The following is a 25,356-nucleotide window of genomic DNA, read 5'->3' on the forward strand; positions in this document are numbered from 1 at the left end:
CTTTCGTGGGGTGACTCAACTACTTTTGATTGCCCTGAAGTTGTTGTTGGGCCTGTGCCGTCGACGCAGATTTCAGCGCGTCGCGGAATACATGGTCGCCACGATGGTGGCGGGCCCGGACGTACGGTTGCTCCATGCGTGTTTGGTGCCGCGTTGCACCATCGTGTCACCGACACGGAGGTGCACTTCTTCGTTCTCGAGAACCGCGTAGATCTCGCCCTCCACAACCGTTACGACATCGACGGTGTCGGTGGCGTGGACTCCTGCGGTATCCCCGTCGTCCACGTGCGAATCGGCGCCCCCGATCGCGGCCATCGCGTCCTCGTAGCCCCCGTTGCTCTGCCACTCCGCGTCCGGTGGAAAGGTCACGAACCGGACTAGGACGCCCGCCTTCGGCGGGTCGAGGGCAACGATCCCGGTCAGTGTGTCCTCGGCGTCGACGCGCGGCGGAACCGTATCGGTCTGCCAGAGGTCGACGACGGTGAACGTGGGAGTGGCCGCACGAGTGGGGGCCAGCTCATCGACTACCACCCGGGATCGTCCTTTCTCGTCGGTTCCCGTGACTACCCGTCGTGCCTGGAAGTTCTCGACGCTCGTTGGCATGGTCGATCAACCCTTTCTCTGGGACTTTCGCTGGTTGCGGATGCCGCGGCCTCGGGTCTTTCCGAGCCCGAGCTCGCGGTCGGCTGGCATGGCGTCGGTCGCTCTTCGCCTCCGCGGTCATTGGCCGTGCCGGCGCCGTGGCGGTGGCAGCACTCCGCGGACGATGGACGCCGATCGTCCTTCCCGGGGTCGCTCCGAGTGGCTCCGCGCTGATGGCTGCGGGTGACGAACCTCTCCGTCGTGCCGGTGTGATGTTGCCCTCCCTGACGCAGCAAGGTTAACCGATGTTGACAACCCTAGCAAGAGTTCGCTCTGACCTGCGGTTCACTGGGTTATGGTGAGACCTGAGCTACGTGAGCGAATACGGACATAGCTGCTCGGTGGGGGTTCGGTCACGGGGGTGGAGCCGAGGCTGGTGAGGGAGCACGACGGGCGTAAGCAATGGCACTTGCACCACGGCCTCCGGCCTCGCAGCGGACAGCTCGCCGGGCGGGGTTGCGGTCTCGGAGAACGACGCCGGCCCGGCGCAGGTGCACCACTTCGCGCCGCCCACGGACGGAGGTGGCCGCACCACAGAAACTGTTGTGAACGATCGATTCGGGCCGTACGAGTTGGCCTGCACCGGCCGAAGCCTGACATCCGCTACACCCAGTTCTTCTGGGCGTCATCGTCACCATCCGAAGAGGACGGCGCTTCTCATGTTTCTCGAAGGCTGCTCAGCAGTGGTCACCGGTGGAGCGTCGGGCCTCGGCCTCGCGACAGTCCGACTGCTCCTCGAGCGCGGCGCATCGGTCGTGATTGCCGACCTGTTATCACCGTCGGACCAGCCGAATGCAGCGCTCGGTCCGAAGGCGCACTTCGTCCGTACCGACGTACGCGTACCGGACCAGGTCGAGGCTGCAGTCGCCACCGCGACCCGGCTCGGTCCGCTACGAGCGGCCGTCGCGTGTGCGGGCATCGGATCCTCGGCGCGGATCTTGAGCGACAACCGCATGCTGTCTTTTGACGAGTTCGACGAGGTGTGCCGCGTAAACCTCACCGGCACTGCGATGTTGCTGGCCCTCGCCGCGCGCAGCATGGCGGCCAACACCCCTGAGGAAGACGACCGGGGCGTCATCGTCCTCACCAGTTCCATCGCGGGCTATGACGGTCAGGCCGGGTCGCTCGCCTACTCGGCGTCAAAGGCCGGCGTGATCGGCATGACCCTGCCTGCGGCCAGAGATCTCGCACAGCACGCCATCCGGGTCGTGACCGTCGCGCCGGGCCTCTTCGAGACACCGCTACTACGGTCGCTGCCTCCTCGGGCCCAGGCGTCGATGACGCAGCAGATGCCCCACCCTGCCCGCCTGGGCCAATCATCCGAATTTGCGGCGCTCGTCGGGCACATCCTGGACAACCCCATGCTCAACGGGGAGGTGATCCGCATCGACGGCGCGGCCCGGCTGCCCGCTCGCTGAGGCCCTGCGCTGGTCCGGCCAGGCGCTCGAACCGGCGGCGGTCATGCCGGGACGAACGATTACCGTCAAGGTGAGGTGAGCGGCGCACCCCGGTTCACCGGACTGTCGGAAAGGACGTTGCCGATCACGATCACGATCTGGTCGGTGAGCTCCTCCGGGCTCGTCATCCCAACCGGTCGTACCAGCTGTACAGGGACGTCAACACGTGGCCGCCGCTACTGGCCTGTGAACTGGGGCGGCCGCTTGGCGAGGAAGGCGTCGACGCCTTCCTGCGCGTCTTCGCTGGAGAGAAGGATGTGGAAGTTGCGTCGTTCGACTGTCAGGCCCTGGGCCAGGGTGGCCTCGAAGGCGTTGCGGGCGGAGTTCATGGCGAGCTGGACAGCGAGTGGTCCGTTGGAGGCGATGCGGTTCGCGAGCGCGGTCGCGTGGTCGAGCACATCGGTGTCGGACACGACCTCGGCGACGAGGCCGGCCGCGTAGGCATAGTCGGCGTCGACGTGATCACCGGTCAGCAGCATCTTCATCGCCTTGGCCTTGCCGAGGGCGTGGACGAGTCGCTGGGTGCCACCGGCTCCGGGCAGGACGCCGAGGGCGACCTCGGGGACCCCGAAGCGTGCGCTCTGTCCGGCGATGGCGATGTCGCAGGCGAGGGCGATCTCGCATCCGCCGCCGAGGGCGAGGCCGCGCACGGCGGCCACGGTCGGTTTGCGGTAGCGCCCGAGGAGCTCGAAGAGCGGATCGATCGGCAGGGGGTCGAGGACAGGGACGCCCATCATAGTGGTGATCTCGTCGATGTCGGCGCCGGCGCAGAAGGTGCGTTCGGAGCCGGCGATCACCACGACCCGGATCCTCCCGTCGTTCTCCATCTCGTTCAGCGCCTGGACGAGTGCGGAGATCAGCGTGCGGCTGAGCGCGTTGTGGGCCTTCGGCCGATCCAGGGTCAAAACGCCGACCGGACCGTGCCGCTCGACCAGCAGCGGCTTCTCGTTGCTCATGCTGCGGACTCCTTCAGCCGAGGCGTTCGATGATCGTGGCGTTGGCCATGCCCATGCCTTCGCAGATGGTGAGCAGCCCGTAGCGGCCGCCTGTGCGTTCGAGCTCGGCGAGCAGGCCGGTCATCATGCGGGCGCCGGTCGAGCCGAGGGGGTGGCCGATCGCGATGGAGCCGCCGTTGACGTTGATCTGGTCGGCGGGGTAGTCGAACTCGCTCTGCCAGATCAGAGGGACCGGGGCGAAGGCTTCGTTGACCTCGACGAGGTCGAGATCGTGGACGCTCATGCCGGCCTGGGCGAGAGCTTTGTGGGTGGCCGGGAGTACCGCGGTGAACTGCAGCAGTGGGTCGTCGGCGGCCACGGCCATGGACACGATCCGTGCCCTCGGGCGCAGCCCGGCTGCCTCAGCGGCGGCGCGCTCGGCGACCAGGAGGGCCGCGGCCCCGTCGCTCATCTGTGAGGCGTTGCCCGCGGTGATGGCCCCGTCCGGGGCGAAGACCGGCTTGAGCTGCGCCATCCGCGCGGGGTCGATTGAGTCTCGGATGCCCTCGTCGCGGGTCATCGTCGTGGTCCCGCCGCGGCCGTCGCCGACCTCGACCGGCACCAGCTGGTCGGCGAGACGTCCGTCTGCCGCGGCACGCGCGGCGCGGGCGTGGCTGCCGACGCTGTAGGCGTCGAGCTGCTCACGGGTCAGGCCCCATTTCTGCACGACCAGCTCCGCGGAGGGGCCCTGGGCGAGCAGGTTGCCCTCGTAGCGGGCCAGCGCCCGTTCCCCATACCAGGGGCCGGGCCCGGCGCCGGGTTCGAACAGAGGCCCGAGCTCGACGCGGGTCATGGACTCAACGCCCCCGCCGACGGCGAAGGAGTACTCACCGGATCCGATCGCCTGGGCGGCGAAGTGGACGGCCTGCTGGCCCGAGCCGCACTGGCGGTCGATAGTGGTGGCTGGCAGCGACTCGGGGAAGCCGGCGCCCATGACGGCGCTGCGGGCAATGTTGCCGGTCTGCTCGCCGCGTTGCAGAACGCACCCGATGATCACGTCGTCGAGGGCGGCCGGGTCGAACCGGCTCCGGGAGACCAGGGTGCTCAGGGTGTGAGCGAGCAGGTCGGTGGGGTGCCAGTCCTTGAGTAAGCCGCCGCGTTTCCCGACCGGGGTGCGCACGGCGTCGACGATGACGGCTTCACGGGTGGACACGATCAGGCTCCTCGGTTCGCGGTGGTCATCGGTCACGACCCGGAGATCCGGCGGTCGTGCCCTTCTCAGTGCGGTTCGCGCAGGGCCTTGCGCAGCAGCTTGCCGACGACGTACTTCGGGAGCGGGTCGGTGGTGAGCTCGACCCGGCCGGGCTTCTTGTAGGAGCCGAGCCGTTTACGCGGGCCTCGACGAGCTCGTCGGCGCTGACGGTGGAAGGGGCGGCCACGGTGACCACCGCCATCGGGGTCTCACCCCAGCGCCCGTCGGGGACACCGAACACGGCGACCTCGGCACGGCGGGGTGCTTCCGCGATCACTGTTTCGAGCTCGGCGGGCCAGATGTTGTAGCCGCCGGAGACGATCATGTCGTCGGTGCGGTCGAGGACGCAGAGGAACCCGTTGGCGTTGAACTTGCCGATGCCGTTGGTGTGCACCCAGCCGTCGGCCAGACCGGCCTTGGTCAGCTCCTCGTCGCCCCAGCAGCCGCGCATCTGCCCTTCGGCGCGCGCGACGATCTCGCCCTCCTCGTCCGTTGGGAGCTCCGCTCCGTCCGGGCCGACGATCTTGACCTGGGCGTAAGGGACGACCCGGCCAGCCGAGCGCAGCGGGTTCGACCCCTTGATGTTGGCGAACCATTCCTCGGAGCCCATGTGGGTCACCGGCACGAACCTCGGTCTGTCCGAACAGCTGCACGAGGGTATCGCCGAAGACGTCGCGGGCGGCAGGGCCGCGGCGTCGGTGATCGGCGCGCCGCCGACGGCCATGGACTGCAGGTCCGTCCACGGCTGGGCCGCGGCATCGGGGTGGCGGGGTGGCATGGCGAGGATGCCGGGTGAGGCGAACATGTGGGTGGCCCGGTCGCGCGCATCATCGTCAGGACCTTGTCCGGCTCGAATGGCCCCGAACAGTAGGTTCGCCCCGCCAGGGAGCCACGCCGGAAGGAAGAAGTAGCCCGAGGCGTGCGAGATCGGCGCGCCGTGGGCGATGATCGTCCGGACGGTCATCCGCTCGAGGCAGTAGGCCCAGTTCCGGCACTTGGTCACCCAGCCGTGGTGGGTGTAGGCGACGCCCTTGGGCTTGCCGGTGGTGCCGCTGGAGTGGCGGAGGACGTACCAGGACTCGCCGTCGATCCGGATCGATGTCGTCCTGGGGGCGCAGCCTGTCCTCGTAGCCGCCGTCGCGCACGATGATGTGCTCCAGGGACGCGACCTCGGTCTCGAGACCCTGGACCCCGGCGGCGTGCACGGTGTCGGTGATGACGACCTTGCAGTCGGTGCCCTCGAGCATCGCTCTGTGCGACTCCGCGGAGTTACGGGGGTAGAGCGGGACCCGGACCGCGCCGGCGATGGCGCAGCCGAGGAGCATGTCGGCGGCACCGACGTTGTTGTCCTCGAGCCCGGCGACGCGGTCGCCGGGCTCGACACCGAGCGCGCGTTGGCCAGTCGTACCCCACGGTCCCACGTCTCGGCGAAGGTCAGACTTCGATCCAGGGTGATGGCTGCGGTGCGTGAACCGTCGATCGCCGCGGCCTGGCGCATATGACTCGTGACGGTCATCCACGCGTACCTGCTGGCGGCGGTCATGGTTCCGCTCCTTTGCGGTCCGGCGGCCCGGCGTGAGCTGCGACGCGCCGTTCCGGACGGCACGCGGCGTCGCGAGGCTGTGGGGCGACAGATCCTGCGGCCCGCTCTAGCAGGCTGGCACAACTCGGAAAAATAGTAAAGCCGTACTAGCAACTCTTTACTAGTATGGATCCGCTGCTATCGTCCACCCATGGCGTCGTCCTCCAACGCGGCCTCTCGACCGGTGCAGCAGCGGGCTAAACAGACCCGTGCCCGGATCCTGGACGCCGCGGTAGCCTGCCTGGCCGAGGACGGCTACAGCCGCAGCACGACCACGGCGATCCAGAAACGGGCCGGCGTGTCGATGGGCAGCCTGCTGCACCAGTTTCCCTCCAAGGACGAGCTCCTGGTGGCTGCCGTGCAACACCTCGCCGAGGCCCGGACCGGCGATCTCATCGTGGGCCCGCCCGACCCCAAGCGGGGCGAGGACATCGACGCCGCGGTCGAGACCATGTGGGCGACCTATCGTGGGCCGCTGTTCGCCGCGACCATCGAGCTTCTGGGTCGCCTCGCGGACCAACGCCGAGCTCCGTGAGGTGCTCCAGCCCGAGGAGCACCGGCTCGCGCCGATCATCCGGGACACCTTGGCCGCCGTGTTCGGGACACGCCTGGCGGGGCTGCCGCAGTTCCGGGAGTTCAGCTCCCTGCTGTGGTCGAGCATGCGCGGGGTCGCGATGACCTACACCTTCGAGCCGCGCGATCCCCGGCTCGAGCCGCACCTGGCCGCGTGGAAACGCCTCGCGCACACCTATCTCGACCCGGCCGAGTAGAGCGCCCGTCGGGGCGCAGCGCAGGTCACCGCGCAATCTCAGCCGGTGTACTGGCGGCCGATGAGGTGACGGGCGATGACGAGATTCTGGATCTGCGGGGCGCCTTCGCCGATCTGCAGTCCGCTGACGTCGAGCAGGAGCTGCTGCAGGGGCATCTCGGTGGACCATCCGACGTGACCGTGCGGGACGATGCAGTCGTTGATGGCCTGCACCGCGAGGTGCGGGACCAACCACTTGACCATCGCGGCCTCGCGGGTGTGCGGCAGGCCGTCGCGCAGACCCAGCCTGCGGTAGCAGAGCCAGCGGGCCGCTTCGGCGCGCGGCGCGATACACATGAACTGCCCGGGAGAAGCCGAAGTCGCCGAGCTGGGCGGCGAGGCCGCTGCTACCGTCGCCGAGCTGGTGATCGCCGGGGACGAACGTGTCGTCGAAGGTTAGGCTGGTCCGTCTGAGGGGGCGGAACCCGGGATCGGGGATCCGCTGCAGGCTGATGGGTCGGCCAGGGGAGCAGTAGCCGGCGCGTCCCCCGCGATCCCAGGGCGAGATCGGTAGTGCCGACGACGATCGCGTGCGCGGCCAGCGTCACCGAGTGTTCTCCCGGAGACGAGGAATCCGCCGTCGATCGGCCGCACGCGCGCTGCGAGGTGGGAGGCGCCGCTGCTACCCCGAGGTTCGGTCAGGGCCAGCGCCATCACCTTCCCACCCGACGTCACCGCCCGCAGGACCGGTGGGGCCACCTCGGCGTGCAGGCCGTCGAGCAGGAACGACGTGAAGAGGACGTGTTGCTCACGGAAGCTTGGGCGCGACCTTCTCCGCATACAGCTCGAAAGACTTCAGGACAGCGTCGTGAGGCATGACTCCGTTGAAGACCCAGTTGAAGAGCTCACCGACGTTGTACTGCTCGACGAACGGTTCCAATTGGCGGAGAACCTGGTCCGCGGTGCCGTACAAGATGAACCGGTGGCCTCGCTGGGTGGTCTCGAAGTTGTTCGGGATGGGGCCGGTTTCGCCAGGCAGTCGGAACGCTTCGTTGAATCCGTATCCACCGAGCCATTCAGCCCACGCCCACGCGACGTTCTCGGCGTGGTGGCGTGCTTCTTCCTCGGTATCCGAGATGATGATCGTCTTGAAGTGTGCGACGCCGTCGCCGTACCCGATTGCTTGTCCGGCTTCGTTCGCGGCCCGCTGGTACCGGGTCAGGATCTCGTCGATCTGCTCGTGGATCGAGGTGAACGCCACCAGGCGGATCTGGTTTCTGGCACACCACTCCACGGTCGCCGGGCTCGCCGTGAAGGGCACGTAGACTTGGGGGTAGGGCTTAGTGAACGGACGGGGAACGATCCCGATCTCATCAATCCGGCCCTCCGCGTTCTGGCCTCGGCCGTACTTCGCGGTGCCCTCGTGGCCGAAGACGACGTCATCCGGAGGGACCTGCCAGTACTTCCCGGTGAATTTGAAGGTGTCCTGTGTCCAGGCCATCTTCATGAGCTCGAAGTTTTCGACGAACCGCTCGTGGTTCAACTGCCGGGCTGCCGGGTCCGTGAGTCCAGGAGTTGGAGCCTTGATCCCGTATTTGTCGGCGAGCACGTTCACCGCACGGGTGTGTGCCCCACGGGCCAGACCGACGAAGCAGCGTCCCTGGGTCATGTGATCTAGGAGCACGATGTCCTCGGCGACCAGCAGTGGGTGTCGTGCGGCGGCCAGGATGCCCAGTTGGCCGAGCTTGATGTTCTTGGTCTGCGCTGCCAGGTAGGCATTGAACATGACCGGGTTGTTCGGGACCTCGAATCCCTCGATCTGAAAGTGGTGCTCCGAGATGGCGAGCTTGTCATAACCGAGCGCATCGGCGCGCTGGGCCTGCTCGGTCAGCTCGTGCAACATCCGTTGGAAGTAGGCCTCATTCTTGCCTGCCATCCCGCATTCGATCTCGGCCCGGGACGCACCGGTGAGCGGCGTGTAGAAGAGCCCGTTCTCCATTACTCGATCCTCTCCTCGATTATGTGCCGGCTACGACAGTGCGCTGGCGACGTCGTCGGTGTGCGCGATATCGGCGAGCAGCCCCAGCGTCTCCATCGCCGCCGTGTGGGCCGCGGGCGTACCCGCGGCGCAGGCGTCCTCGACGATGACGACCCGGTAGCCGAGGTCGGCTGCGGCGAAGGCGGTGGCTTGGACGATCATGTTCGTCGCGACACCGCAGAGCACGACCGTGTCCACGTCGCGGGCCTGCAGAATGGTGTGCAGGTCACTTCCGAGGAACGGGTTGGTGCGGTGGTGGGTGAGGACGATGTCGCTGTCCCGGCGTGGCAGGTCGTCGACGAACTCCGCGCCAGGGTTTCCCTCGATCAGCGCATCGAGACCGGCCGCCATCCGGAGCAGCGGCAGGTTCGTCAGCAGGTTCGATCGGTCCGCCCGCCAAGCGATCCGGATCAGCACACACGGTGCGCCAGCTGACCTCGCACCGTCGAGGAGCCGACCGGCCTGTGCTACCACCTTCCGGGCGGCAGCCTCGGGCCCAAACACGGCACCGAGCGTCTTCTCGTTCTCGATCACGTCCCGCTGTAGGTGACAGACGAGAATCGCGATTCTCTCCTTGTCGAGGTCGACAGCCATCACACTCGCTCCGTCCTTTTCTCAGGTTCGATCGGTACGACGGGCACGCCGGGTCTGGGGATCTGGCGGGACGTCGCCGTATGTGTGGGAGAAAGGGTCTGCGTGTCAGTCGTGCGCCGCTTTCGCGAAAGCCTCCAGCTCGCGCGGAATGTCCGGTCCCGCCGGCTGGTAGGCCACCTCGGTGACGCCGGACTCCTCCATCTTCGCGAGCTTGTCGCGGAGCTGCTGCGGCGTCATCGCCATCCCGCTCGCCATCAGCACATCGCCCGAGATGAACGGCCGGTCCCTCTCCGTCACCGCGACCAGGTGGCGATCGTGCATGGCCAGGTGCTTAGTAGCGGGATCGATCCCCTCGTACGCGGCCGCCCACGCATCCGCGCCGGGCAGCTTGTCGAGCATTCGGTGCTCATACAGGAAATGGAACACCATCGTCATTCCCGGGCCGGCTGCCGCGATTACTCGCTCGGAGTCCGGGTCCTCGCCCTCGTCGAGGACGGTCCCGTAGTTGAACAGGATGGTCCAATCGAATCCCGGCAGTGCCTCCGGCGCGCACAGGACGCCGTCGGCCACCTCGCGTGCCGCTGCCGCCCCCTTGGGTCCGGCGGCGCCCAGGACGACGGGAACCTCGAGCGGGAGCGGCATACCGAAGCCCTCGGTGTACATCAGTTGGATGATGCTGCCGTCCCACTCCACCTGCTCGCCGCGCAGGAGTGCGCGGACCGTCCGCACGTAGTGGCTGACGTCGGCCCACCTCATCGGCCGCTTGCCCAACATCAGACGCCCGGTGAAACCGGTACCGAACGCGACACACACGCGCTCGCGTCCCGCGATGGAGGCGAGCGTCGCGATCGCGGAGGCGCTCGTGGCCGGATGCCGCAGCGAGGGAATCAGACACCCGGGGCCAAGGATGATGCGCTCCGTGCGGTCGGCTGCCCGACAGAGCTGGACCCAGACGTCAGAGTAGAGCGACGGGGAGTCGTAGAACCACGCTCGCGTGTAGCCGAGTTCCTCGGCGATCCGGGCATGCTCGTGCGACTGGTTGGAGGTGGCGAAGGTACAGGAAATCGTCAACGACACACGGACTCCTTCGTCCGTCGAAGTATGGGACGAAATATGGGGAGTTCTGCACCCGGTCAGCGGAGCGCGGGCATGACCTCTTTCGCGAAGAGCTCCATCGAGGCGGCGACCTCGTCGTGTGGCCTGTTACCGAAGTTCATCACGCAGTGCACCTTTTCGACACCTGCGGCGCGGATCCGCTCGAGCTTGGCGATCACGGTATCCGGATCACCGAACAGGGCCACGTCGGTGTTGTTCTCGATGAATTCGTAGGTGACGGTGTTATTCCATTCGTGGAGCTCTTCGTAGACCTGTCGGGCTTCCGGGTTGTCCACCTTCTCCGGGTCGAAGATGTTCCCGATGCTCCGGAAGTAGTCGATGAGGTGGCGCCCAGCGTCTTCGTAGACCCGGTCTTGCTCAGGTACCACGAAGGTGTACCAGGTGATCGGTACGTCGACCGTGTCCGCGTCGCGGCCCGACTCGGCCCACAGACGTTTGAAGCTGCCGACCCGTTCCTCGATCCGGTCCAGGGTGCGCAGGGTGGTCGCGACCCCCGCGACCGGCACGCCGAGCGCTGCCGCCTTCTCGTAACTCGACGGGCTCAGCGCCGCTTGGTAGATCGGCGGTCCCGGCCGTTGCAGGGGCACGACGTTGAGCTTCACCTCGTCGACGGTGTAGTGCTTCCCGTCGAAGCTGAACCGCTCCCCTTCCCAGGCCTTCTGGATGATCGCCAGCGCCTCGTCGAACCGCTCGCGGCTGTCCTGCTGGTTCAGGATGCCGAACGCCTCGTACTCGTGGATGAGAAACCCGCGGCCGGCGCCGAAGGTCAAGCGCCCGTTGCTGAGTACGTCGACCATCGCGTAGTCCTCGGCGACCTGCAGTGGATCGTGGAAAGGAAGGATACTCACTCCGGAGCCCAGTCCGATCCGGCTCGTCCTGCTCGCCGCGGCGGCCAGCAGGACTGCGGGGGAGGGCACGACCCCGTAGTTGCTGTAGTGGTGTTCAGCGACCCAGTAGTCCTCGAATCCGAGCTCCTCCGCGAGCACGATCTCGTCGAGCAGGTCTTGGTAGAACTGCTGCGTACTCCGCTTCTCGGGGTCGTTGTCGCAAATGCTCAGCATGCCGAACCGCATGTGCATCTCCTGATTGAATGGAGTCCATTGTGCCGGGGGCTTCGTTGAAGGAGAGCTACACCGGAAACCTCTCGGACATCCACTTTTGGGTGTGTTCCCGCGATTCCGCGCGGGTGTCCTTCCCCTCGCCCTTGGGTCCCGAAGGTCGGAGGTAGTGATCGGCTCCGGCGATCATGACCAATGACTTGTCCGGATGCGGGGTCGCTGCGTAGACCGCCTCGCTGTCGGACGGGTAGATGTCGCGGTCTGCGGTACCGGTGATCACCAGCGTCGGTAGATGCAGGCCGGCTGCGTTGTCCACGAGTGAGGCCCGGGAACTGATGCCGGACCATGTGCTCAGCCAGGCCCGCGGGGTCACAAGCCTGGCCAGCCCCCACTCGCCGAAATTGTCGACCTCCGGCTGCAGCGACCAGATTCCGCCCTGCACCCGGTCGCTGGGCTCGAGCCGTAGATCGAGGTAGGCCGGGTTCGCGGTCGTGCGGTAGACCACCATGTAGCGAGTGCCTGCGGCGCGGCGCCGAACCTCGATCTGGCCACGCCCATCGGTGCCCCCCAGGGCAGGGTCGGCTTGCATGGCCCCGAACCTTCGTTGCTCCTCGATCCGCGCGAAGGCCAGTGTGTCCAGCTGTCGGACCCGCTCGTGCTGGGCTGCGCGGTAGGACAGCAGGAACTCCGGGCTGTAGCGGCTCTGCTCGGGTCGCTCGCGGAACCCGTTGGCCGGGTCGTACATGTCCAAGCGTGGGTCAACCGCCATCGGGTCGTCCTCATCGACCACGGAGGGGTCGATGATCCGCTCGAGCAGCTTGCCCTGGCCGGTATGCGCGGCGGTGAGGATGATCGCGTCGGCCTGCGGCATGTCCTCGGCGCCCAGGTCCAGGGGGTCGCCCCACGGCAGGTCGCGCAGCCGGTCGGCCGGGGCCGTGCCGGCCTGGGCCTGATAAAAGGCGTACAGGGACCCCCCGCCGCTCGTGCCCAGCAGGACGACGTTCTCGAACTCCCGATCGGTGCGCAGATACCGCATGGCGGCGGCCACGTCGAGCAGGAGGTGCTCGTGTGTGGTCGCGACATCGTTGTTGAGCCATCGGCTGTTGTGCGCGAAAACGGCGTATCCGGCCTCCAGGAAGTCGACGATCTGGAAGTGCCGCTGGACGTCCACCCTGGGGTGGGAGAACGTGACCACCGTGCGCGAGGGGCGCGACGGCGTGTAGAGCATCGCGCGGATCTCCGCGCCATCACTGGTGAACAGGCTGATCAATTCGCCTGAGCATCCGGTGGGCAATGACGAGAACGTCGTGTACCGCGTCCGCTTGAGATAGGCATCGGTCTGGTCCTGGTTGGCTCCCTGCGCCATGCGGCTGCAGCCTTCCTCTCGGTTCTGCGTGCCGTGCCTACGGTGTGACGGGCATCAGCTGGTCGGAGAACGTCGCCCAGTAGTTCGGGTCCTCCGCGCGGGTGAAGGCCTCGGTCCACCTCAGCGGCTTCTCGGCGTCGATGTTCACCAGGAAGGCGTCCATCCGGTCCGCCTTCTTCGCGCCCTCGAAGGCCCGGGGGTTAGGACCGTGGTGGATGCCGGCCGGATGCAGGGTCAGCGTCGCCGCGCCCTGGTCCTCCGCGCGGGACATCAAGCGCCCGGAGTGGGTAAACACGACCTCGTCGTAGTCGACGTTGCGGTGATAGGCCGGGACGCGCTCGGCGTCCGGTGCGGTCTCGAAAGGCTTGGGCTGGAACGTCACGACCCAGAAACCCGGGCACTGGAACGTCGCATACGTGGAGGGCGGCAGGTGGGTGCGCTCGGAGTACGGGGCACGCAGGTCCCTGACGTTGAGCTTGAAGGGGCAGAGGTTACCGGTCCAGCCGACGGCGTCGAGCGGACAGAAGTCGTAGAAGACGCTCGTCCACTCGTCGGCCCGCTTGATGCGCACCTCGTACTCGCTGCCCTCGTCGAGAATCGGCTGGGGATCCGGACCCTGCAGCAGGGCGAAGTCGAACGGCACGTGCTGGCCCAGCATTCCCCGCTCGGGAAAGCCCGTGGGTCCTTTTCGGGACTCGATGATGAGGAAGAAGTTGTCGGGCGTCTCGGGCACGATCCGGTAATTCGTACCCTTCGGGATGACCACGTAGTCGCCGGTCTCGTACGTCAATGGGCCGTAATCGCTCTCCACCGTGCCGGCGCCATCGTGGACGAAGTAGATTTCGTCACCGTCCGCGTTGCGCATATAGTACGACATGGGCGCCCGCCGACGCGACACGTACACGTGAACGTCGTCGTTGTACAGGATCCGGGTCGGCACGCCCCCGGGATCGGCCATGTCCGTCGGCTCCACCGCCAGGGTGTCCATCGCCCGCGGCTTCAGGTTGCCCTCGATCCGCGCCCACCGGGTGGGTGGATGCACCCGATACAGCATCGACGCCTCGCCGGCGAACCCGTCCCGGCCGTGTTCGTCCTCGTAGGTTCCCTCCGGCCACCCGGTGCGTCCCTGCTTCGACGTGGTGCCCTTAGCGTGCCGAATGATCATCGCGATGCACTTCCCTCCGCACGTGAGGCCCACCGCAAGCCGTTGGCCGCTCGTCGCCTGCGAACGCTGATGCGGACCGACTGACATCTGGACCGGGCTTGAATCCGCCGGCGACGGGCGATAATCGCTCGATATGGGCGTATTTCGCTCTACGGACTATGGCATGGATCACTGCTGGTGTCTATAGATCAATGCGCTCCGGACCTCAGGGCCGCACTTGCGGCCGCTCGCGGCGTGGGGATCCGCAGACCAGCCCTGGCGCAACCAAGGCAGGGAGAGGGCTAGCTAGACCTGGGCCCAGCTCACGTCATCAGCCGGGGCCGTACTGGCGGGGGGACACGCGGGGCGGCGACCGGCGGGCGCCGGGGATGAAGGACCGGGCCATTACTCTGGTCGCGGGCAGGATGATCACGTGTGCGGGGGGTGAGCGCTCAGTGCATCGCGCAGGTGATCGTGCTAACCGTGCGTGGTACCTGAGTGGGCGAACTGGCAGGTCTTGATAATCACTTTTTGTCCTCCGAAGAAGCTGACCTTAAGAGATCGCAACTGGTCCCGGAGATCGCCGTACAGGCCATCAATCGACGTTAGATCAGATCGCCGATGCGGTCGGCGTACCGCCGCACCTGTCTCGCCGAGGGTGAGTCAGGGCACAGCTCGTCTTCCAGTCCGAGCCCCGATAGCACCAGCGTGCTCCGAGGACGGCCGTAGCGCGGAAAGATGACTGCGGCGATGGCGCAGTGGCCCTGCTGATCGGGGCGACGCTGGAAATCCACGCCGCCCGCGGCCCGGATGGCGATCAGCCGTGGCTCGAGCTTGCGACCTTGCTCCGCCCCGACCGTATCGGCGATCTCTTCACGAGACATATAAGCGAGCAGGGCTCGACCCGAGGCGGACTCGCCGACCGGAAACCGTGAGCCAACGTCGAAGACGAGATCAAGGCTCATGCCGGGGTTCCACACTTGGTCGACAAGGAGTAGCTCCCGGTGCACGACTGCGGCGATCGAAACCATCAACTGCCGCTCACCTAGCGCGCGGACGAAGTCCGACATATACGGCAATGCGGCCGAGCGCAGGGAAAGCCTCTCGCGATAGGCATTGCCAAAGACGAGCGCCCGTGGGCCGATCAGGTAGCCGCCCCCGGGGCGGGCTCGACGAACTCCTCGGCCTCCAACGTCCGGAGGATCCGACGAACGATCGTGCGGTCCACCCCGAGGCTCGCAGCGAGATCGACGATTGACCGAGGGTCCGGTTGAGTAGCAAGAGCCTGCAGGACCGCGACCGCCCGCTCGACCGATTGCAGCACTGAGCGCTTGTCCGCGGAGGGCCGGCCAGACGGGGTTGCCGAGGATGGATCTACGTCGGGGGGCCCGGCCATGGGGCGGAGTCTATGGCCAGACCCGCCGGCTCCGGAGGATGGCCGGGACGGGACCCCGCCACACCGGGCCGAGCGGCAATGAGCTCGGCGTGGACGTACTGGGAATCTCGGTGGCCGATGACGCCGCATCAGCAGTGGGTCCGCGCCTCATCCCGACCCCGCGAACTGCGGAGGAGAACCCCGATGTCTGACCAGTCGACCGGAGCCCTCGACCACTGGCTCACCCCGCCGCCTCCACCGTCCCCGCGCAGTCCCGCTTCGGCGGCGACGGCGCCGTACCAGCCGGTGCCGAGGACGTCGGAGGCGGCGAGCAGGCTTGGAATCAGGTCGTCAGAGGGGTGTCGGGGGTGGCGACCAGGGTGCCGTCGGCTGCTGGCAAGACGGCGTCACCTACGACCCCGCCCGCCACGGCGGCGCCCACCGCCTTCGCGGTCCATCATCTCCGTCAGCGGCGTGACCCATCCGGGGTCGGCTCTGCCCAGACGCCGTAACGCTGTCTCGGACCCGGGTCGGTCAGGGCAGCGTGAGGGCCGAATCCGGGGGTTTGACCGGCGAGGACGCGGGCGGGCGGCTCGGGCGGGCGAGGGCGCCGATCTCGTCGTCGAGCTGATCAGGAGCCTGTGAGCTGTTCGTTGAAGGCCATGAAATCGAGGCACCCCCACCGTTCGACGATCTTGTCGTTCGCGATGCGGAAGATGTGGATTCCGCGCAGCCGCAGGACCTTGCCGTCGGGCGGCGCACCGAACAGCTCGCCGGTGCGGGTGCCCCAGGCGTGGAAGTACTCGACGACGAGGTCACCTTCGGCGATGTAGTGGTCGGCCTCGCTGCGCCAGTCGGGCACCGCAGCCCGCATGATCTGGCCTGCCTGGCGGAAGCCCTCGACGCCCTCGGGCGCGCCGGGGAACGGCGGGTCGTGGTTGACGAAGTCGGGCGCGACGTAGCGGTCGACTGCCGTGAGGTCGCCCTTGGTGAAGAGCTCCTGGATGAAGCTCTCGACGAGGTGCTTGTTGCGGGTGAGCTGATCGGTGGTCATACCGAGAAGGGTCCGGCCGCCCGGTCGGGGCGACCATCCCAACTAAGTGGGGTTTCCCGGGCGGACCGCTGCCGCGACACTGGACGCGTGGCCGACATCGGCAGCGCCGAGCGCGGAGTGCTGCGCGTCTGCCGCAGCGGCCTCGACGTAACCGAGCTGCAGCGGCAGGTGCTGGCGGCACTGCGCCGGGCGATGACGATCGACGCCGCGTTCTTCGCGACCGCCGACCCGGAGACCCTGCTGTTCACCGGCGCGCACAGCGAGGACCCGCTCATCGCGATGGCCCCGATGTTCCTCGACAACGAGCTGAGCGGCCACGACGTCAACACGTTCCCGGAGCTGGTGCGCGCCCCGGGGCACGTCCGGTCGCTGGACACCGCCACCCAAAGCGCCTGGGGCCAGAGCGCCCGCTACCGCGACATCATGCGCCCGGTCGGCCTCGGCGACGAGCTGCGCGCCGCGTTGGTCGTCGGCGGCCACTGCTGGGGCTATCTGTGCCTGCACCGCGAGGACGGCGCGCTCGGCTTCACCGCCGCCGAGGCCGACCTCGTCCGCCGCCTCGCCCCGCGCATCGCGCACGCCCTGCGCCAGGCCGTCCTGCTGCACCGGCCCGTCCCGGACGCAGAGCGCCGCCCGGGCGTCGTGGTGATCGACGAGCAGATGGAGCTCGTGGCCAGCACCCCCGAGGCCGACGCCCTGCTCCCGCTCATCGGGCACGGCTCCACCCGGCTGCCGCTGCCGGTCGGCGTGTACTCCGTCGCCGCCGCCCTCGCGACGGCCGACCGGCCGCCGAGCCTTCGGGTGCGCGCGGCGACCGGCGGCTGGCTCAGCCTGCACGCCTCCAAGCTGTCCTCGCCCACCGAGACCCGCGTCGCCGTGGTCATCGAGCCCGCCGAGCCGCAGTCGACGCTGGGTGTGCTGCTGGCCGCCTACGGCCTCACCGCGCGGGAGCTGGACATCGCCCGGCACGTGCTGCGCGGCGACTCCACCAGGGCCATCGCGAACACGCTGCACATCTCCGCGCACACGGTGCAGGACCACCTCAAGTCGGTGTTCGACAAGGTCGGCGTGCGCAGCCGTCGCGACCTCGTCGGACGGCTACTCGCCGGGGGTTAGCCCGGGCATGCTGGCTCCGCTCGCCGAACACCTCGTTGACGACACATCGCTGAACCCGTCCGCGACACTGCGTGAGCGCGGGTCCGGCCAGGTCGGGCGCGTTGCTGACGTAGACCGCCGAGCGCAGCAGTCAAAGACGCCTGCTCGAAACGAATCGTGGGCTACTCCATCAACGCCCGCATGACCTCCGAACTCGCCGTCACTGCGCTACGCAACGCCATCGCACTACGCGATCCCGCCGCGACAGCGATCGTGCACTCCGACCGGGCGCAGCTAGTTCCGATCACACGCCTACCAGCGCGTTCTGCGCGACGCGCAACTACGCGGCTCGATGGGCCGAGTGGGAACCTGCGCCGACAACGCGGATCGAGACCACCTACCACCGCCGCCGACGCCAACGCCACTCTCGGCCGCCTCACGCCTATCGAGTTCGAGATAATGCTCAGCACCGCTCACGCGGCCTGACCCACCTACCGAACCGGAGTCAACTGAAGTCTGGGCAGTCCAAATTCCTGACTCAGGACACTAGAGCCGCCTAGCAGATCCATCCGCATCAACTCGCCATCACCACGCCTCACCGCTTATCCCGCCCTATGGAGTCCGTGCGACTGCGCGGGTACACAAAGCAATCTGACAGAAAAAGTGCGGAATTTCAGGTAGACCGTTAACCTCTTCTACATGCTGGACGTGCGGAGAATGCAGGTACTCAGAGCGGTCGTCACCAGTGGGTCTGTCACGGCAGCTGCCGCCAACCTCGGCTACACGCCATCAGCCGTCAGTCAACAGGTGGCGGCGTTGGAGAAGCAGGCTGGTATTGCGCTGCTCGAACGCGTGGGTCGGGGCGTGCAGCCGACGGCAGCCGGCCTATTGCTCACGAAACACGCCGACACCATCAGCAGGTTCGTCGCGGAGGCAGAGACAGAACTAGCCGACCTACAGGCCGGACGCACCGGGCGGTTGACCATCCGCTACTTCGCCACCGCGGGCGCGAGTCTGGTTGCGCCCGCGCTGGCCACGTTCCGTCGCGAACGCCCCGGCGTGCAGGTCGATCTGAAACTGGCCGATCCCGAGGATCCGCTGCCGGAGGTGATGCGGGGGCGTGCCGATCTCGCGATCGTCGTCCGGCCACCCCACGGTTTCGCTGAGGGCGTCCGCCTCGTGCACCTGCTCGACGACCCCTACCGCGTCGTGCTTCCCCGAGGGCACCGCCTCGCAGGGAAGCCCGTCGTGGAACTCGCCGACCTCGGGGACGAGCCATGGGTGGGCAGCGAGCTGCCGATCGGCCCCTGCTTCGAGGTCGTGTCCCAGGCGTGCGCCGCGGCGGGTTTCAGCCCGAGCTTCGTGGTGCAGAGCGAGGACCACGCCACCGCACAGGGGTTCGTCGCCGCTGGTGTCGGGATCAGCCTGATCCCTCGGCTAGGACTGCAAAGTCCGCATCCGGACGTGCTCATCCGCGAGATCCGCAGACCGGAACCGATCAGGGCGATCCATGCAGTATTGCGAGAGGCAGCCCCAGCCCAGTCCATAGTGCGCTCCTTCGTTGAGACCCTGCGACAGACCGCGGGCGATCACCAACGCGACCAGGGCACGGCGGGCCAAGGCTGAACTCACCGGTCCAATGCGTGACGCTCACCCGAACCGCAGATAAGGGGTCCCACTGGCAGTTCGGCGGTTTGATCAGCGGCGTCGACGTTCATGGTGCTGGGTGGCCGCTTGTCGATCGACGCCAGCCAGAGCGCCGCCGGCGCAACGAATGCACTGCGTACGGCCATCTATCTCCCCATCTCGTTGGCATCCAGCACAGTGGTCCACCGGGCACCGGGCACCGGGCACCGGCCACCGGTGCCGCCCACCGCTCTAGAGATCCTCGCTGTGCGTACGAACTCCTCGCCGAGATCGACAGGTAGATCCGGCGACACACCGGCCCCTGCCCGACGCTCTGCTCCCTCCGCGTGGTACGGCTCTGGCGGTGACTCGGCAGCCTGAGCCGATGGCGCTGGCGGTGCGGCTGCGGGTGCGGGTGCGGGTGCGCGATTCGTAGAGAGGCGAGCCCTTCCAACCGGGGGCGTACTGCTGGATCGCCTAGCGGGCCGGGCAGTAGCCGCTCCGTAGGCAGAACGGGCCCTCGAGCCATCCAGCGGTACGAGGTTAAGCGGTTCAATCCGCCACGTGTGACGTCATCGCCCGACCGGAACGGCGGCGTGGCCCTCGAGAGAAGCTCGAACAAACTTGCTAGTTGTCCTACGTCTGTTGACTGACGACTGGTTGCTGGTTACCTTCTGCCTACCGATCGGCGTAATTCGGCATCACGCAAGGTCCACCTCACCCCTGAATGGCAGGCAAGTGACCGTGGCGCTAATCCCCTGGAGGGGCGATGACCGGAAGCTCACGGAAAGTTACTTTGGGTAGCTTCATCGGCACGACCATCGAATGGTACGACTTCTTCCTCTATGGGACGGCGAGCGCGCTGATCTTCAGCAAGCTGTTCTTCCCGTCGTACGACCCACTCGTGGGCACGCTGTTGTCGTTCGCGACTTTTGGCGTCGCCTTCCTGGCGCGGCCGCTGGGCGGGATCATCTTCGGGCATTTCGGCGATCGGCTCGGTCGCAAACCCATGTTGGTCATCACGCTGATGATGATGGGGGTGGCGACCGGCGCGATCGGTCTGCTTCCGACCTACGAGACCATCGGTGTCGCCGCGCCGATCTTGCTCGTGCTGCTTCGCGTCGTGCAGGGGCTGTCCGTCGGTGGGGAGTACGGCGGGGCGGTCCTGATGACGGTCGAGCACGCTCCTCCGAATCGCCGGGGGTTGTACGGAAGCTGGGTGCAGTCGGGCTCGCCCGCCGGGCTCATCATCTCCAACGCGGTCTTCCTCGTGATCACCTCGCAGGTCTCCCAGGAGCAGCTCCTCGCCTGGGCGTGGCGTATTCCGTTCTTGGCCAGCTTCATTCTGGTTGTCGTTGGTATCGTCATCCGCCTCTCGCTGGAGGAGAGCCCAGCGTTCGAGCGGGTGGCGAAGGCGCAGGTGGAATCGGCGCCGCTCGTGAGTGTCCTGCGGAACCACAAGAAGCAGGTCCTGCTCACCGCCGGCGCCTACGTATCGACCGGCGTAGCCGTCTACCTGGCGGCGGTGTTCAGTCTCAGCTATGGCACCACGAAGGTGGGCTTCAGCTTCAGCGAGATGCTGCTGGTGGTCCTGCTCGGGCAGATTCTGGCGTTCGTTCTTATGCCGACGTTCGCCCATATCTCCGACCGCGTCGGCCACAAGCGGGTCTTCATGATCGGAATCGTGGGGATGGGCCTCATGGCCTTCCCGTGGCTGTGGTTGTTCGGCACTGGCGACTTCCTGCTCGCCCTGCTGGGGTTCGTCCTGCTATTCATTCCGTACAGTGCCACCTACGGGACGATGGCGGCCCTGTTCGCAAGCGTGTATGAGACGCGGGTCGGGTACTCCGGCCTCTCGCTCGGCTACCAGCTCGGCACGGTGGTGGGTAGCGCCCTCGCACCAATCACCGCAACCGCGCTCGTCGCCAGCACGGGGACCATCGCCTCAGTCGGCTGGTACATGGTGGCGACCGCGGTGCTGTCGTTCGTCGCGACCATCTGGCTCACGTCAGCTGTCGCGGCCCCGATCAGGGACGCGGGTTCCGTCGGAACCGAGATGGTCAACTGACGACATCGGTCCCGATCTACTCGCTCCGGCCTGTGCGAGGAAGGGGAGGCTTCTCCCACTGCCTCCGCCCAAAAGGACAAGGGTGTCTTGGTGAGCTTCAAGAACGTGTCGTCGACCGGACGGTCCCACGCCGTCAAGGAGCAGATCCTCGAGGCGATCACGAACGGTGAATATGCACCTGGCGACAAGCTGCCCTCCGAGAGCGAGCTCGGGACGTCGCTCGGCGTGAGCCGAGTAAGCGTCAGGGAGGCGTTGCGCTCCCTGGAGGCTGTGGGGCTCGTCGAGATCCACCACGGGCGGGGCAGTTTCGTGGCGATGGGGCCGAGGGGGCGCTACCAGTCGCCCTTCGCCGGATGGCTACAGGTTCACCGCGACGAGGTCCTTGACCTGATGAAGGTCCGAGGGGCTCTGGACGAGCTCGCCGCGGCCGAAGCGGCGACGAAGGCGGATGAACCGGCGCTCGCGGCCATCGAGGAAGCTCAGGAGCGGTTCCGGGTTGCGGCACGAAATCCAGCGGCAGCGATGGATGAGCTCATCGACTCCGACGTGGCGTTTCACGTCGCTATCGCGCGGGCGAGCGGCAGCTCGCTGCTCCTGGACCTGCTCGAGGAGCTCAACAAGCTCTTCGAGCAGTCGCGTAACGCTCTCTTCTCTCTCGATCAGCGTGCGAGCCGGTCCGTCAGGGAGCACGACGCGATCGTCAAGGCGATCCGCAGCGGTAGCGGGACGAAAGCCAGGTCGACGGCGGCACGTCACTTGGAGTCGACCCGCAGGACGCTGACGAGCGGCGATCTGTTCCAGCGTCTCGGCGGGGACGCCGGAGCCACACATGAAGCGATCCATCCAGCGGACGACAATAACGAGATCAAGGGAGCACCCTCGCAATGAGGATTACCGGCGGTGAGTTTTTCATCGTGACCCTTCCGCTCCGGCGACAGCACACCTGGGCGTCCAACACGCGGGTGTCGATCGGGCGGCATGCGCTTGTCCGGATCGATACGGACGAGGGGGTCAGCGGATGGGGTGAGGCCCCTGCCATGGCCACCTGGGGCGGTCCGGGCGGTGTGCATTACGGCGAGACGCCGGAGACGGTCGTCCACCTTGGTGAGGACTACCTGCTGCCCGCTATCACCGGGTGCGATCCGCTCGACATTGCGGTGGTCCACGATCGGATGGACGCGGTGGTCAAGGGCAACCCGTACGCAAAGGCGGCCCTGGACATCGCCTGCTATGACGCGGCGGGTAAGGGACTCGGCAAGCCGGTGTGGGCGCTGTTGGGCGGCAAGTTCCGCGACGGCGTACAGCTCGCGCACTCGCTCGGGCTGCTCCCGATGGACGAGTGCCTCGCGGAGGCCAAAGCAGCGGTGGCGGAGGGCGCGCGCACGATCAAGGTCAAGACAGGCCACGACGCGCAGCGCGATGTCGAGATCGTCGGCCGGCTGCGCGAGGCGCTCGGTCCGGACATCGGCATCCGGGTCGACGGCAACGAGGGCTATCGCACGGTGCACGAGGCGATCGCCGTCACCAACGCGCAGCAGGAGTTCGACATCATGCTCTGTGAGCAGCCCGTGGCGGGCGACGACGCGATGGCCAAGGTGGCGGCCGGCGTCTCGGTCCCGGTGATGGCCGACGAGTCCGCCTGGACCGCCCTCGACATCGTCCGGCTGCACGCGATGGACGCGGCAGCCTGCTACTCGCTCTACGTCACCAAGCCGGGCGGGCTGTACCGCGCGCGGCAGCAGGCCGACATCGCGGCGCAGTACGGGATGTACAGCGATGTTGGCGGATCGATCGAGATGGGCATCGGGAACGCGGCCAACCTGCACCTCGCCGCCGCCACCCGCAACGCCTGGCTGCCGAGTGTCTGCCCGGTGACCACCGTGGACGGTACCGACGGCCCGACCGTCGCGGGCGTGTACTACGTCGACGACGTGGTCAGCGAGCCGTTCGGGTTCCGCGACGGCATGGTCGTGCTTCCCGACGGCCCCGGCCTGGGGGTGGACGTCGACGTCGAGAAGATCCGGAAGTACGCGGAGTGAGCGGCGGCCGACCCGGAACAAGGATGTCGCGGGGGAACGGGGAGCCCGGATGCCCACATCGGTAGCGGTGCTCGGTGCCGGGAACGGAGGCCTGGCCGCGGCAGCCGACCTCACCCTGCGCGGTGTCGAGGTTCGCTTGTACAGCCGGCGCATGCAGAGCCTGGAGCCCATCCGGAGCGCCGGTGGGATCCGTATCGACGGTGCCGCAGGCAGCGGGCTCGCCGAGGTCGCGACGCTCACCGACGATCTCGGCGCGGCGGTCGCCGGGGCCGACCTGGTGATGCTGGTCGTTCCGGCCACTGCTCTGGCCGGCTACGCGGCGGGGCTGGCTGGGGTGCTGGGCGACGGCCAGCCCGTGTTCCTCAACCCCGGCGGCACCGGCGGCGCGCTCGCCTTCACCACCGAGCTGCGACGGTCGGGGTTCCGCGGCGAGCCGTGCGTGTGCGAGGGGTCCACCCTGACCTACGCCTGCCGGCGGCAGGACCCGACCAGTGTGACGATCTCCAACGTCGCCCCGGCGGTGCCGTTCGCCGCCTTCCCCGGCAAGGGCGGGGAGGAGTTGCACGCCGTCGTGGCGCAGCTCTATCCCGCTGTTGCGCTGCGGGGCAGCGTCCTCGACACGGGCCTGGTCAACATCAATGCGGTCGAGCACCCCGCGCAGGTGTTGCTGAACACCGGCTGGATCGAGCACACGCGGGGCGACTTCTACTTCTACCGTGAGGGAACCACGGAGTCGGTCGGGCGGGTCATCGACGAGGTCGACCGGGAACGGCTCGCCATTGCCGAGGCGCTCGGCGTCACGGTTCCGACCTTCGCCGAGATCTTCCACCAGGCCGGCTACACCACGGCCGAGGCGGCGGCCACCGGCAGCGCGCATGCCTGTCTGCAGGCGAGCGAGGCCAACTGGTGGTTCCGGGCGCCCTCGACGATGGACCACCGCTACGTGCACGAGGACGTCGGTTTCGGGCTGGTCCCGTGGGCGGGTTGGGCGCGCCTGGTCGGCGTGTCGACGCCCACGATCGACGCACTGGTGACGATCGCGTCGGCCACGGCCGGGCGGGACTACGCACAGGAGGGGCTCACGATGGAACGGATGGGGCTGGCCGGAGTGGACGCGGCCGAGCTGGACGACCTGCTGCAGTCCGGGGGCATGCGGTGACGGGGCCGGCATTCGACTTTTGCTTCCTGCCGAACGCGCCCCTGGCCGATACCGTGGACCTCGCCCGGCTGGGCGAGTCCCTGGGGTACCGCACGATGTGGATCCCCGACCAGGATTTCCTCCACGACCCGTTCGTCCTCGCCGCCGCGGTCGCCCACGCGACCGACCGGATCGGCGTGGGCATCGGGATCACCACCCCGCTCACCCGGCACAGCGCTCACATCGCGCGCGTCGCGGCGAGCCTGGACGAGTTGTCCGGGCACCGTCTCACGCTCGGCCTGGGCAGCGGCAACATCGACCACGTGGTGCGTCCGATGGGCTTCCCGGCCGCAGGTCCGCTGGGTCGGGTCCGGGAGGGGATCGCCGCGGTGACCGCGCTGCTGCGCGGCGAGTCGGTGAGCTTCGCCGACGACGCCCCGGACGTCCGCCTCGGCGTCGAGGTGACCCGGCAGATCCCGCTCTACCTCGGAGCGCGGGGGCCCAAGATGCTCGAGCTCGCCGGGCGGACGGCGGACGGCGTGCTCGTGGAGTCGCTGTTCAACGGCGGCGGGATGGAGCACGCCGTCGGTTGCGTCCGATCCGGGCTCGAGCGGTCGGGGCGCAGCACCGCCGTCGACGTGGTGTCGTGGCAGGTGGTCGTCGTGTCCGACGACCCGCGATCGGAGCTGGACCGCTTCCGGTCGTGGGTGGCGCGGATGATCCAGGTCGGCCCGCCGGAGGCGATGTTGCGGATCGGTGTGGAGCCGGAGAACCTCGAGCGCGTCCTCGGCCTGCTGGCGGATGGTCGTGCCGCCGAGGCCACGGACGCGGTCAGCGACGAGTCCGTGCAGTGCGTGGTGCTCGTCGACACCCCCGACCGACTCGTGGAGCGGATCACGGCCGTCCTCGAACGCGGCGCCCGCTCGGTCTCGCTCGTGTCCTCGGCGTCGGCCGAGCTGACGGCCCGCAACCTCACCCGGTTCGCGAAGGAGGTCGCGCCCGCGTTCACGACCGCGGGCTGACCTCGTA

24 protein-coding genes and 2 pseudogenes are annotated in these 25,356 nt (G+C 67.7%); 11 read left to right on the plus strand and 15 right to left on the minus strand.

Annotated elements, in window-relative coordinates; genetic code table 11:
* Positions 1-72: 72 nt before the first annotated feature.
* Positions 73-603, minus strand: coding sequence for a cupin domain-containing protein (locus WBK50_RS34690; RefSeq protein WP_341339977.1), 531 nt, complete (start codon positions 601-603; stop codon positions 73-75).
* 698 nt (positions 604-1,301) lie between these two features.
* Here WBK50_RS34690 and WBK50_RS34695 point away from each other — a divergent pair.
* Positions 1,302-2,060 (plus strand): SDR family NAD(P)-dependent oxidoreductase, encoded by a 759-nt coding sequence (locus WBK50_RS34695; RefSeq protein ID WP_341339978.1) that lies wholly within the window; start codon positions 1,302-1,304, stop codon positions 2,058-2,060.
* A gap of 215 nt (positions 2,061-2,275) precedes the next feature.
* On the opposite strand, the gene WBK50_RS34700 is transcribed toward WBK50_RS34695, so the two are convergent.
* The 4 genes and pseudogenes from WBK50_RS34700 to WBK50_RS34715 all read right to left on the minus strand — a co-directional run.
* The gene (locus WBK50_RS34700) at positions 2,276-3,055 is read right to left on the minus strand and encodes an enoyl-CoA hydratase/isomerase family protein (protein ID WP_341339979.1); all 780 of its coding nucleotides are present in this window, start codon (positions 3,053-3,055) and stop codon (positions 2,276-2,278) included.
* Positions 3,056-3,068: 13 nt separating this feature from the next.
* The gene (locus tag WBK50_RS34705; RefSeq protein WP_341339980.1) at positions 3,069-4,247 is read right to left on the minus strand and encodes a thiolase family protein; all 1,179 of its coding nucleotides are present in this window, start codon (positions 4,245-4,247) and stop codon (positions 3,069-3,071) included.
* 25 nt (positions 4,248-4,272) lie between these two features.
* Positions 4,273-5,382 carry a class I adenylate-forming enzyme family protein gene (locus WBK50_RS34710; RefSeq protein ID WP_341340015.1) on the minus strand — a complete coding sequence of 370 codons (1,110 nt, stop codon included), beginning with the start codon at positions 5,380-5,382 and terminating at the stop codon, positions 4,273-4,275.
* 85 nt (positions 5,383-5,467) lie between these two features.
* Positions 5,468-5,806 (minus strand): annotated as a pseudogene (locus WBK50_RS34715) (AMP-binding protein); the annotation flags it as partial.
* A gap of 213 nt (positions 5,807-6,019) precedes the next feature.
* Here WBK50_RS34715 and WBK50_RS34720 point away from each other — a divergent pair.
* Both WBK50_RS34720 and WBK50_RS34725 read left to right on the plus strand, forming a co-directional pair.
* Entirely contained in the window at positions 6,020-6,403 is a 384-nt protein-coding gene (locus WBK50_RS34720; RefSeq protein ID WP_341339981.1) for a TetR/AcrR family transcriptional regulator, read from the plus strand.
* A 1-nt stretch (position 6,404) separates the two neighbouring features.
* Positions 6,405-6,638 (plus strand): hypothetical protein, encoded by a 234-nt coding sequence (locus tag WBK50_RS34725; RefSeq protein WP_341339982.1) that lies wholly within the window; start codon positions 6,405-6,407, stop codon positions 6,636-6,638.
* A gap of 38 nt (positions 6,639-6,676) precedes the next feature.
* On the opposite strand, the gene WBK50_RS34730 is transcribed toward WBK50_RS34725, so the two are convergent.
* The 10 genes from WBK50_RS34730 to WBK50_RS34770 form a co-directional block, all read right to left on the minus strand.
* Positions 6,677-6,973 carry an acyl-CoA dehydrogenase family protein gene (locus tag WBK50_RS34730; RefSeq protein ID WP_341339983.1) on the minus strand — a complete coding sequence of 99 codons (297 nt, stop codon included), beginning with the start codon at positions 6,971-6,973 and terminating at the stop codon, positions 6,677-6,679.
* A 451-nt stretch (positions 6,974-7,424) separates the two neighbouring features.
* Entirely contained in the window at positions 7,425-8,615 is a 1,191-nt protein-coding gene (locus tag WBK50_RS34735; RefSeq protein ID WP_341339984.1) for an LLM class flavin-dependent oxidoreductase, read from the minus strand.
* A 30-nt stretch (positions 8,616-8,645) separates the two neighbouring features.
* Positions 8,646-9,248 (minus strand): cysteine hydrolase family protein, encoded by a 603-nt coding sequence (locus WBK50_RS34740; RefSeq protein ID WP_341339985.1) that lies wholly within the window; start codon positions 9,246-9,248, stop codon positions 8,646-8,648.
* A 105-nt stretch (positions 9,249-9,353) separates the two neighbouring features.
* Positions 9,354-10,325, minus strand: a complete 972-nt coding sequence (locus WBK50_RS34745; RefSeq protein ID WP_341339986.1) for an LLM class flavin-dependent oxidoreductase — start codon at positions 10,323-10,325, stop codon at positions 9,354-9,356.
* 56 nt (positions 10,326-10,381) lie between these two features.
* Positions 10,382-11,437: an LLM class flavin-dependent oxidoreductase gene (locus WBK50_RS34750; RefSeq protein WP_341339987.1), complete on the minus strand. Its 1,056-nt coding sequence runs from the start codon at positions 11,435-11,437 to the stop codon at positions 10,382-10,384.
* A gap of 55 nt (positions 11,438-11,492) precedes the next feature.
* The gene (locus WBK50_RS34755; protein WP_341339988.1) at positions 11,493-12,788 is read right to left on the minus strand and encodes an alpha/beta hydrolase; all 1,296 of its coding nucleotides are present in this window, start codon (positions 12,786-12,788) and stop codon (positions 11,493-11,495) included.
* A gap of 37 nt (positions 12,789-12,825) precedes the next feature.
* Positions 12,826-13,953: a homogentisate 1,2-dioxygenase gene (locus tag WBK50_RS34760; protein ID WP_341339989.1), complete on the minus strand. Its 1,128-nt coding sequence runs from the start codon at positions 13,951-13,953 to the stop codon at positions 12,826-12,828.
* Between the two features lie 584 nt (positions 13,954-14,537).
* The gene (locus WBK50_RS34765) at positions 14,538-15,080 is read right to left on the minus strand and encodes an IclR family transcriptional regulator domain-containing protein (protein ID WP_445942430.1); all 543 of its coding nucleotides are present in this window, start codon (positions 15,078-15,080) and stop codon (positions 14,538-14,540) included.
* Positions 15,077-15,457: a helix-turn-helix domain-containing protein gene (locus tag WBK50_RS35580; protein WP_445942427.1), complete on the minus strand. Its 381-nt coding sequence runs from the start codon at positions 15,455-15,457 to the stop codon at positions 15,077-15,079. The genes WBK50_RS34765 and WBK50_RS35580 overlap by 4 nt, the downstream gene beginning before the upstream one ends.
* A 481-nt stretch (positions 15,458-15,938) precedes the next feature.
* Positions 15,939-16,361, minus strand: coding sequence for an ester cyclase (locus tag WBK50_RS34770; RefSeq protein ID WP_341339991.1), 423 nt, complete (start codon positions 16,359-16,361; stop codon positions 15,939-15,941).
* Positions 16,362-16,448: 87 nt separating this feature from the next.
* On the opposite strand from WBK50_RS34770, the gene WBK50_RS34775 reads away from it, so the two are divergent.
* From WBK50_RS34775 to WBK50_RS34810, 8 genes and pseudogenes are all read left to right on the plus strand, one after another.
* Complete coding sequence (locus WBK50_RS34775) at positions 16,449-17,477, plus strand: LuxR C-terminal-related transcriptional regulator (RefSeq protein WP_341339992.1); 1,029 nt, start codon at positions 16,449-16,451, stop codon at positions 17,475-17,477.
* A gap of 126 nt (positions 17,478-17,603) precedes the next feature.
* Positions 17,604-17,942: pseudogene (locus tag WBK50_RS34780) on the plus strand (DDE-type integrase/transposase/recombinase); the annotation flags it as partial.
* A gap of 213 nt (positions 17,943-18,155) precedes the next feature.
* Positions 18,156-19,082, plus strand: coding sequence for a LysR family transcriptional regulator (locus tag WBK50_RS34785; RefSeq protein ID WP_341339993.1), 927 nt, complete (start codon positions 18,156-18,158; stop codon positions 19,080-19,082).
* A gap of 769 nt (positions 19,083-19,851) precedes the next feature.
* Complete coding sequence (locus WBK50_RS34790; RefSeq protein ID WP_341339994.1) at positions 19,852-21,150, plus strand: MFS transporter; 1,299 nt, start codon at positions 19,852-19,854, stop codon at positions 21,148-21,150.
* 90 nt (positions 21,151-21,240) lie between these two features.
* A complete protein-coding gene (locus tag WBK50_RS34795) occupies positions 21,241-22,038 on the plus strand; it encodes a FadR/GntR family transcriptional regulator (protein ID WP_341339995.1) in 798 nt (265 codons plus the stop codon).
* Positions 22,035-23,189, plus strand: a complete 1,155-nt coding sequence (locus WBK50_RS34800) for a mandelate racemase/muconate lactonizing enzyme family protein (protein ID WP_341339996.1) — start codon at positions 22,035-22,037, stop codon at positions 23,187-23,189. The genes WBK50_RS34795 and WBK50_RS34800 overlap by 4 nt, the downstream gene beginning before the upstream one ends.
* A gap of 49 nt (positions 23,190-23,238) precedes the next feature.
* Positions 23,239-24,348 carry an NAD/NADP octopine/nopaline dehydrogenase family protein gene (locus WBK50_RS34805; protein ID WP_341339997.1) on the plus strand — a complete coding sequence of 370 codons (1,110 nt, stop codon included), beginning with the start codon at positions 23,239-23,241 and terminating at the stop codon, positions 24,346-24,348.
* Positions 24,345-25,349, plus strand: coding sequence for an LLM class flavin-dependent oxidoreductase (locus WBK50_RS34810; protein ID WP_341339998.1), 1,005 nt, complete (start codon positions 24,345-24,347; stop codon positions 25,347-25,349). Before WBK50_RS34805 ends, WBK50_RS34810 begins: the two co-directional genes overlap by 4 nt.
* Positions 25,350-25,356: the final 7 nt, after the last annotated feature.

Source organism: Pseudonocardia sp. T1-2H, assembly GCF_038039215.1.
In the GTDB taxonomy this organism is placed as follows: Bacteria; Actinomycetota; Actinomycetes; order Mycobacteriales; family Pseudonocardiaceae; genus Pseudonocardia.

Bases quoted from the DNA above. Each gene is read 5' to 3' on its own strand.
- WBK50_RS34755 (WP_341339988.1), bottom strand. From the start codon at position 12,788: ATGGCGCAGGGAGCCAACCAGGACCAGACCGATGCCTATCTCAAGCGG.
- WBK50_RS34770 (WP_341339991.1), bottom strand. From the start codon at position 16,361: ATGACCACCGATCAGCTCACCCGCAACAAGCACCTCGTCGAGAGCTTC.
- WBK50_RS34690 (WP_341339977.1), bottom strand. From the start codon at position 603: ATGCCAACGAGCGTCGAGAACTTCCAGGCACGACGGGTAGTCACGGGA.
- WBK50_RS34720 (WP_341339981.1), top strand. From the start codon at position 6,020: ATGGCGTCGTCCTCCAACGCGGCCTCTCGACCGGTGCAGCAGCGGGCT.
- WBK50_RS34805 (WP_341339997.1), top strand. From the start codon at position 23,239: ATGCCCACATCGGTAGCGGTGCTCGGTGCCGGGAACGGAGGCCTGGCC.
- WBK50_RS34750 (WP_341339987.1), bottom strand. From the start codon at position 11,437: ATGCGGTTCGGCATGCTGAGCATTTGCGACAACGACCCCGAGAAGCGG.
- WBK50_RS35580 (WP_445942427.1), bottom strand. From the start codon at position 15,457: ATGCGGCGTCATCGGCCACCGAGATTCCCAGTACGTCCACGCCGAGCT.
- WBK50_RS34695 (WP_341339978.1), top strand. From the start codon at position 1,302: ATGTTTCTCGAAGGCTGCTCAGCAGTGGTCACCGGTGGAGCGTCGGGC.
- WBK50_RS34740 (WP_341339985.1), bottom strand. From the start codon at position 9,248: ATGGCTGTCGACCTCGACAAGGAGAGAATCGCGATTCTCGTCTGTCAC.
- WBK50_RS34735 (WP_341339984.1), bottom strand. From the start codon at position 8,615: ATGGAGAACGGGCTCTTCTACACGCCGCTCACCGGTGCGTCCCGGGCC.
- WBK50_RS34760 (WP_341339989.1), bottom strand. From the start codon at position 13,953: ATGATCATTCGGCACGCTAAGGGCACCACGTCGAAGCAGGGACGCACC.
- WBK50_RS34700 (WP_341339979.1), bottom strand. From the start codon at position 3,055: ATGAGCAACGAGAAGCCGCTGCTGGTCGAGCGGCACGGTCCGGTCGGC.
- WBK50_RS34800 (WP_341339996.1), top strand. From the start codon at position 22,035: ATGAGGATTACCGGCGGTGAGTTTTTCATCGTGACCCTTCCGCTCCGG.
- WBK50_RS34785 (WP_341339993.1), top strand. From the start codon at position 18,156: ATGCTGGACGTGCGGAGAATGCAGGTACTCAGAGCGGTCGTCACCAGT.
- WBK50_RS34790 (WP_341339994.1), top strand. From the start codon at position 19,852: ATGACCGGAAGCTCACGGAAAGTTACTTTGGGTAGCTTCATCGGCACG.
- WBK50_RS34730 (WP_341339983.1), bottom strand. From the start codon at position 6,973: ATGTGTATCGCGCCGCGCGCCGAAGCGGCCCGCTGGCTCTGCTACCGC.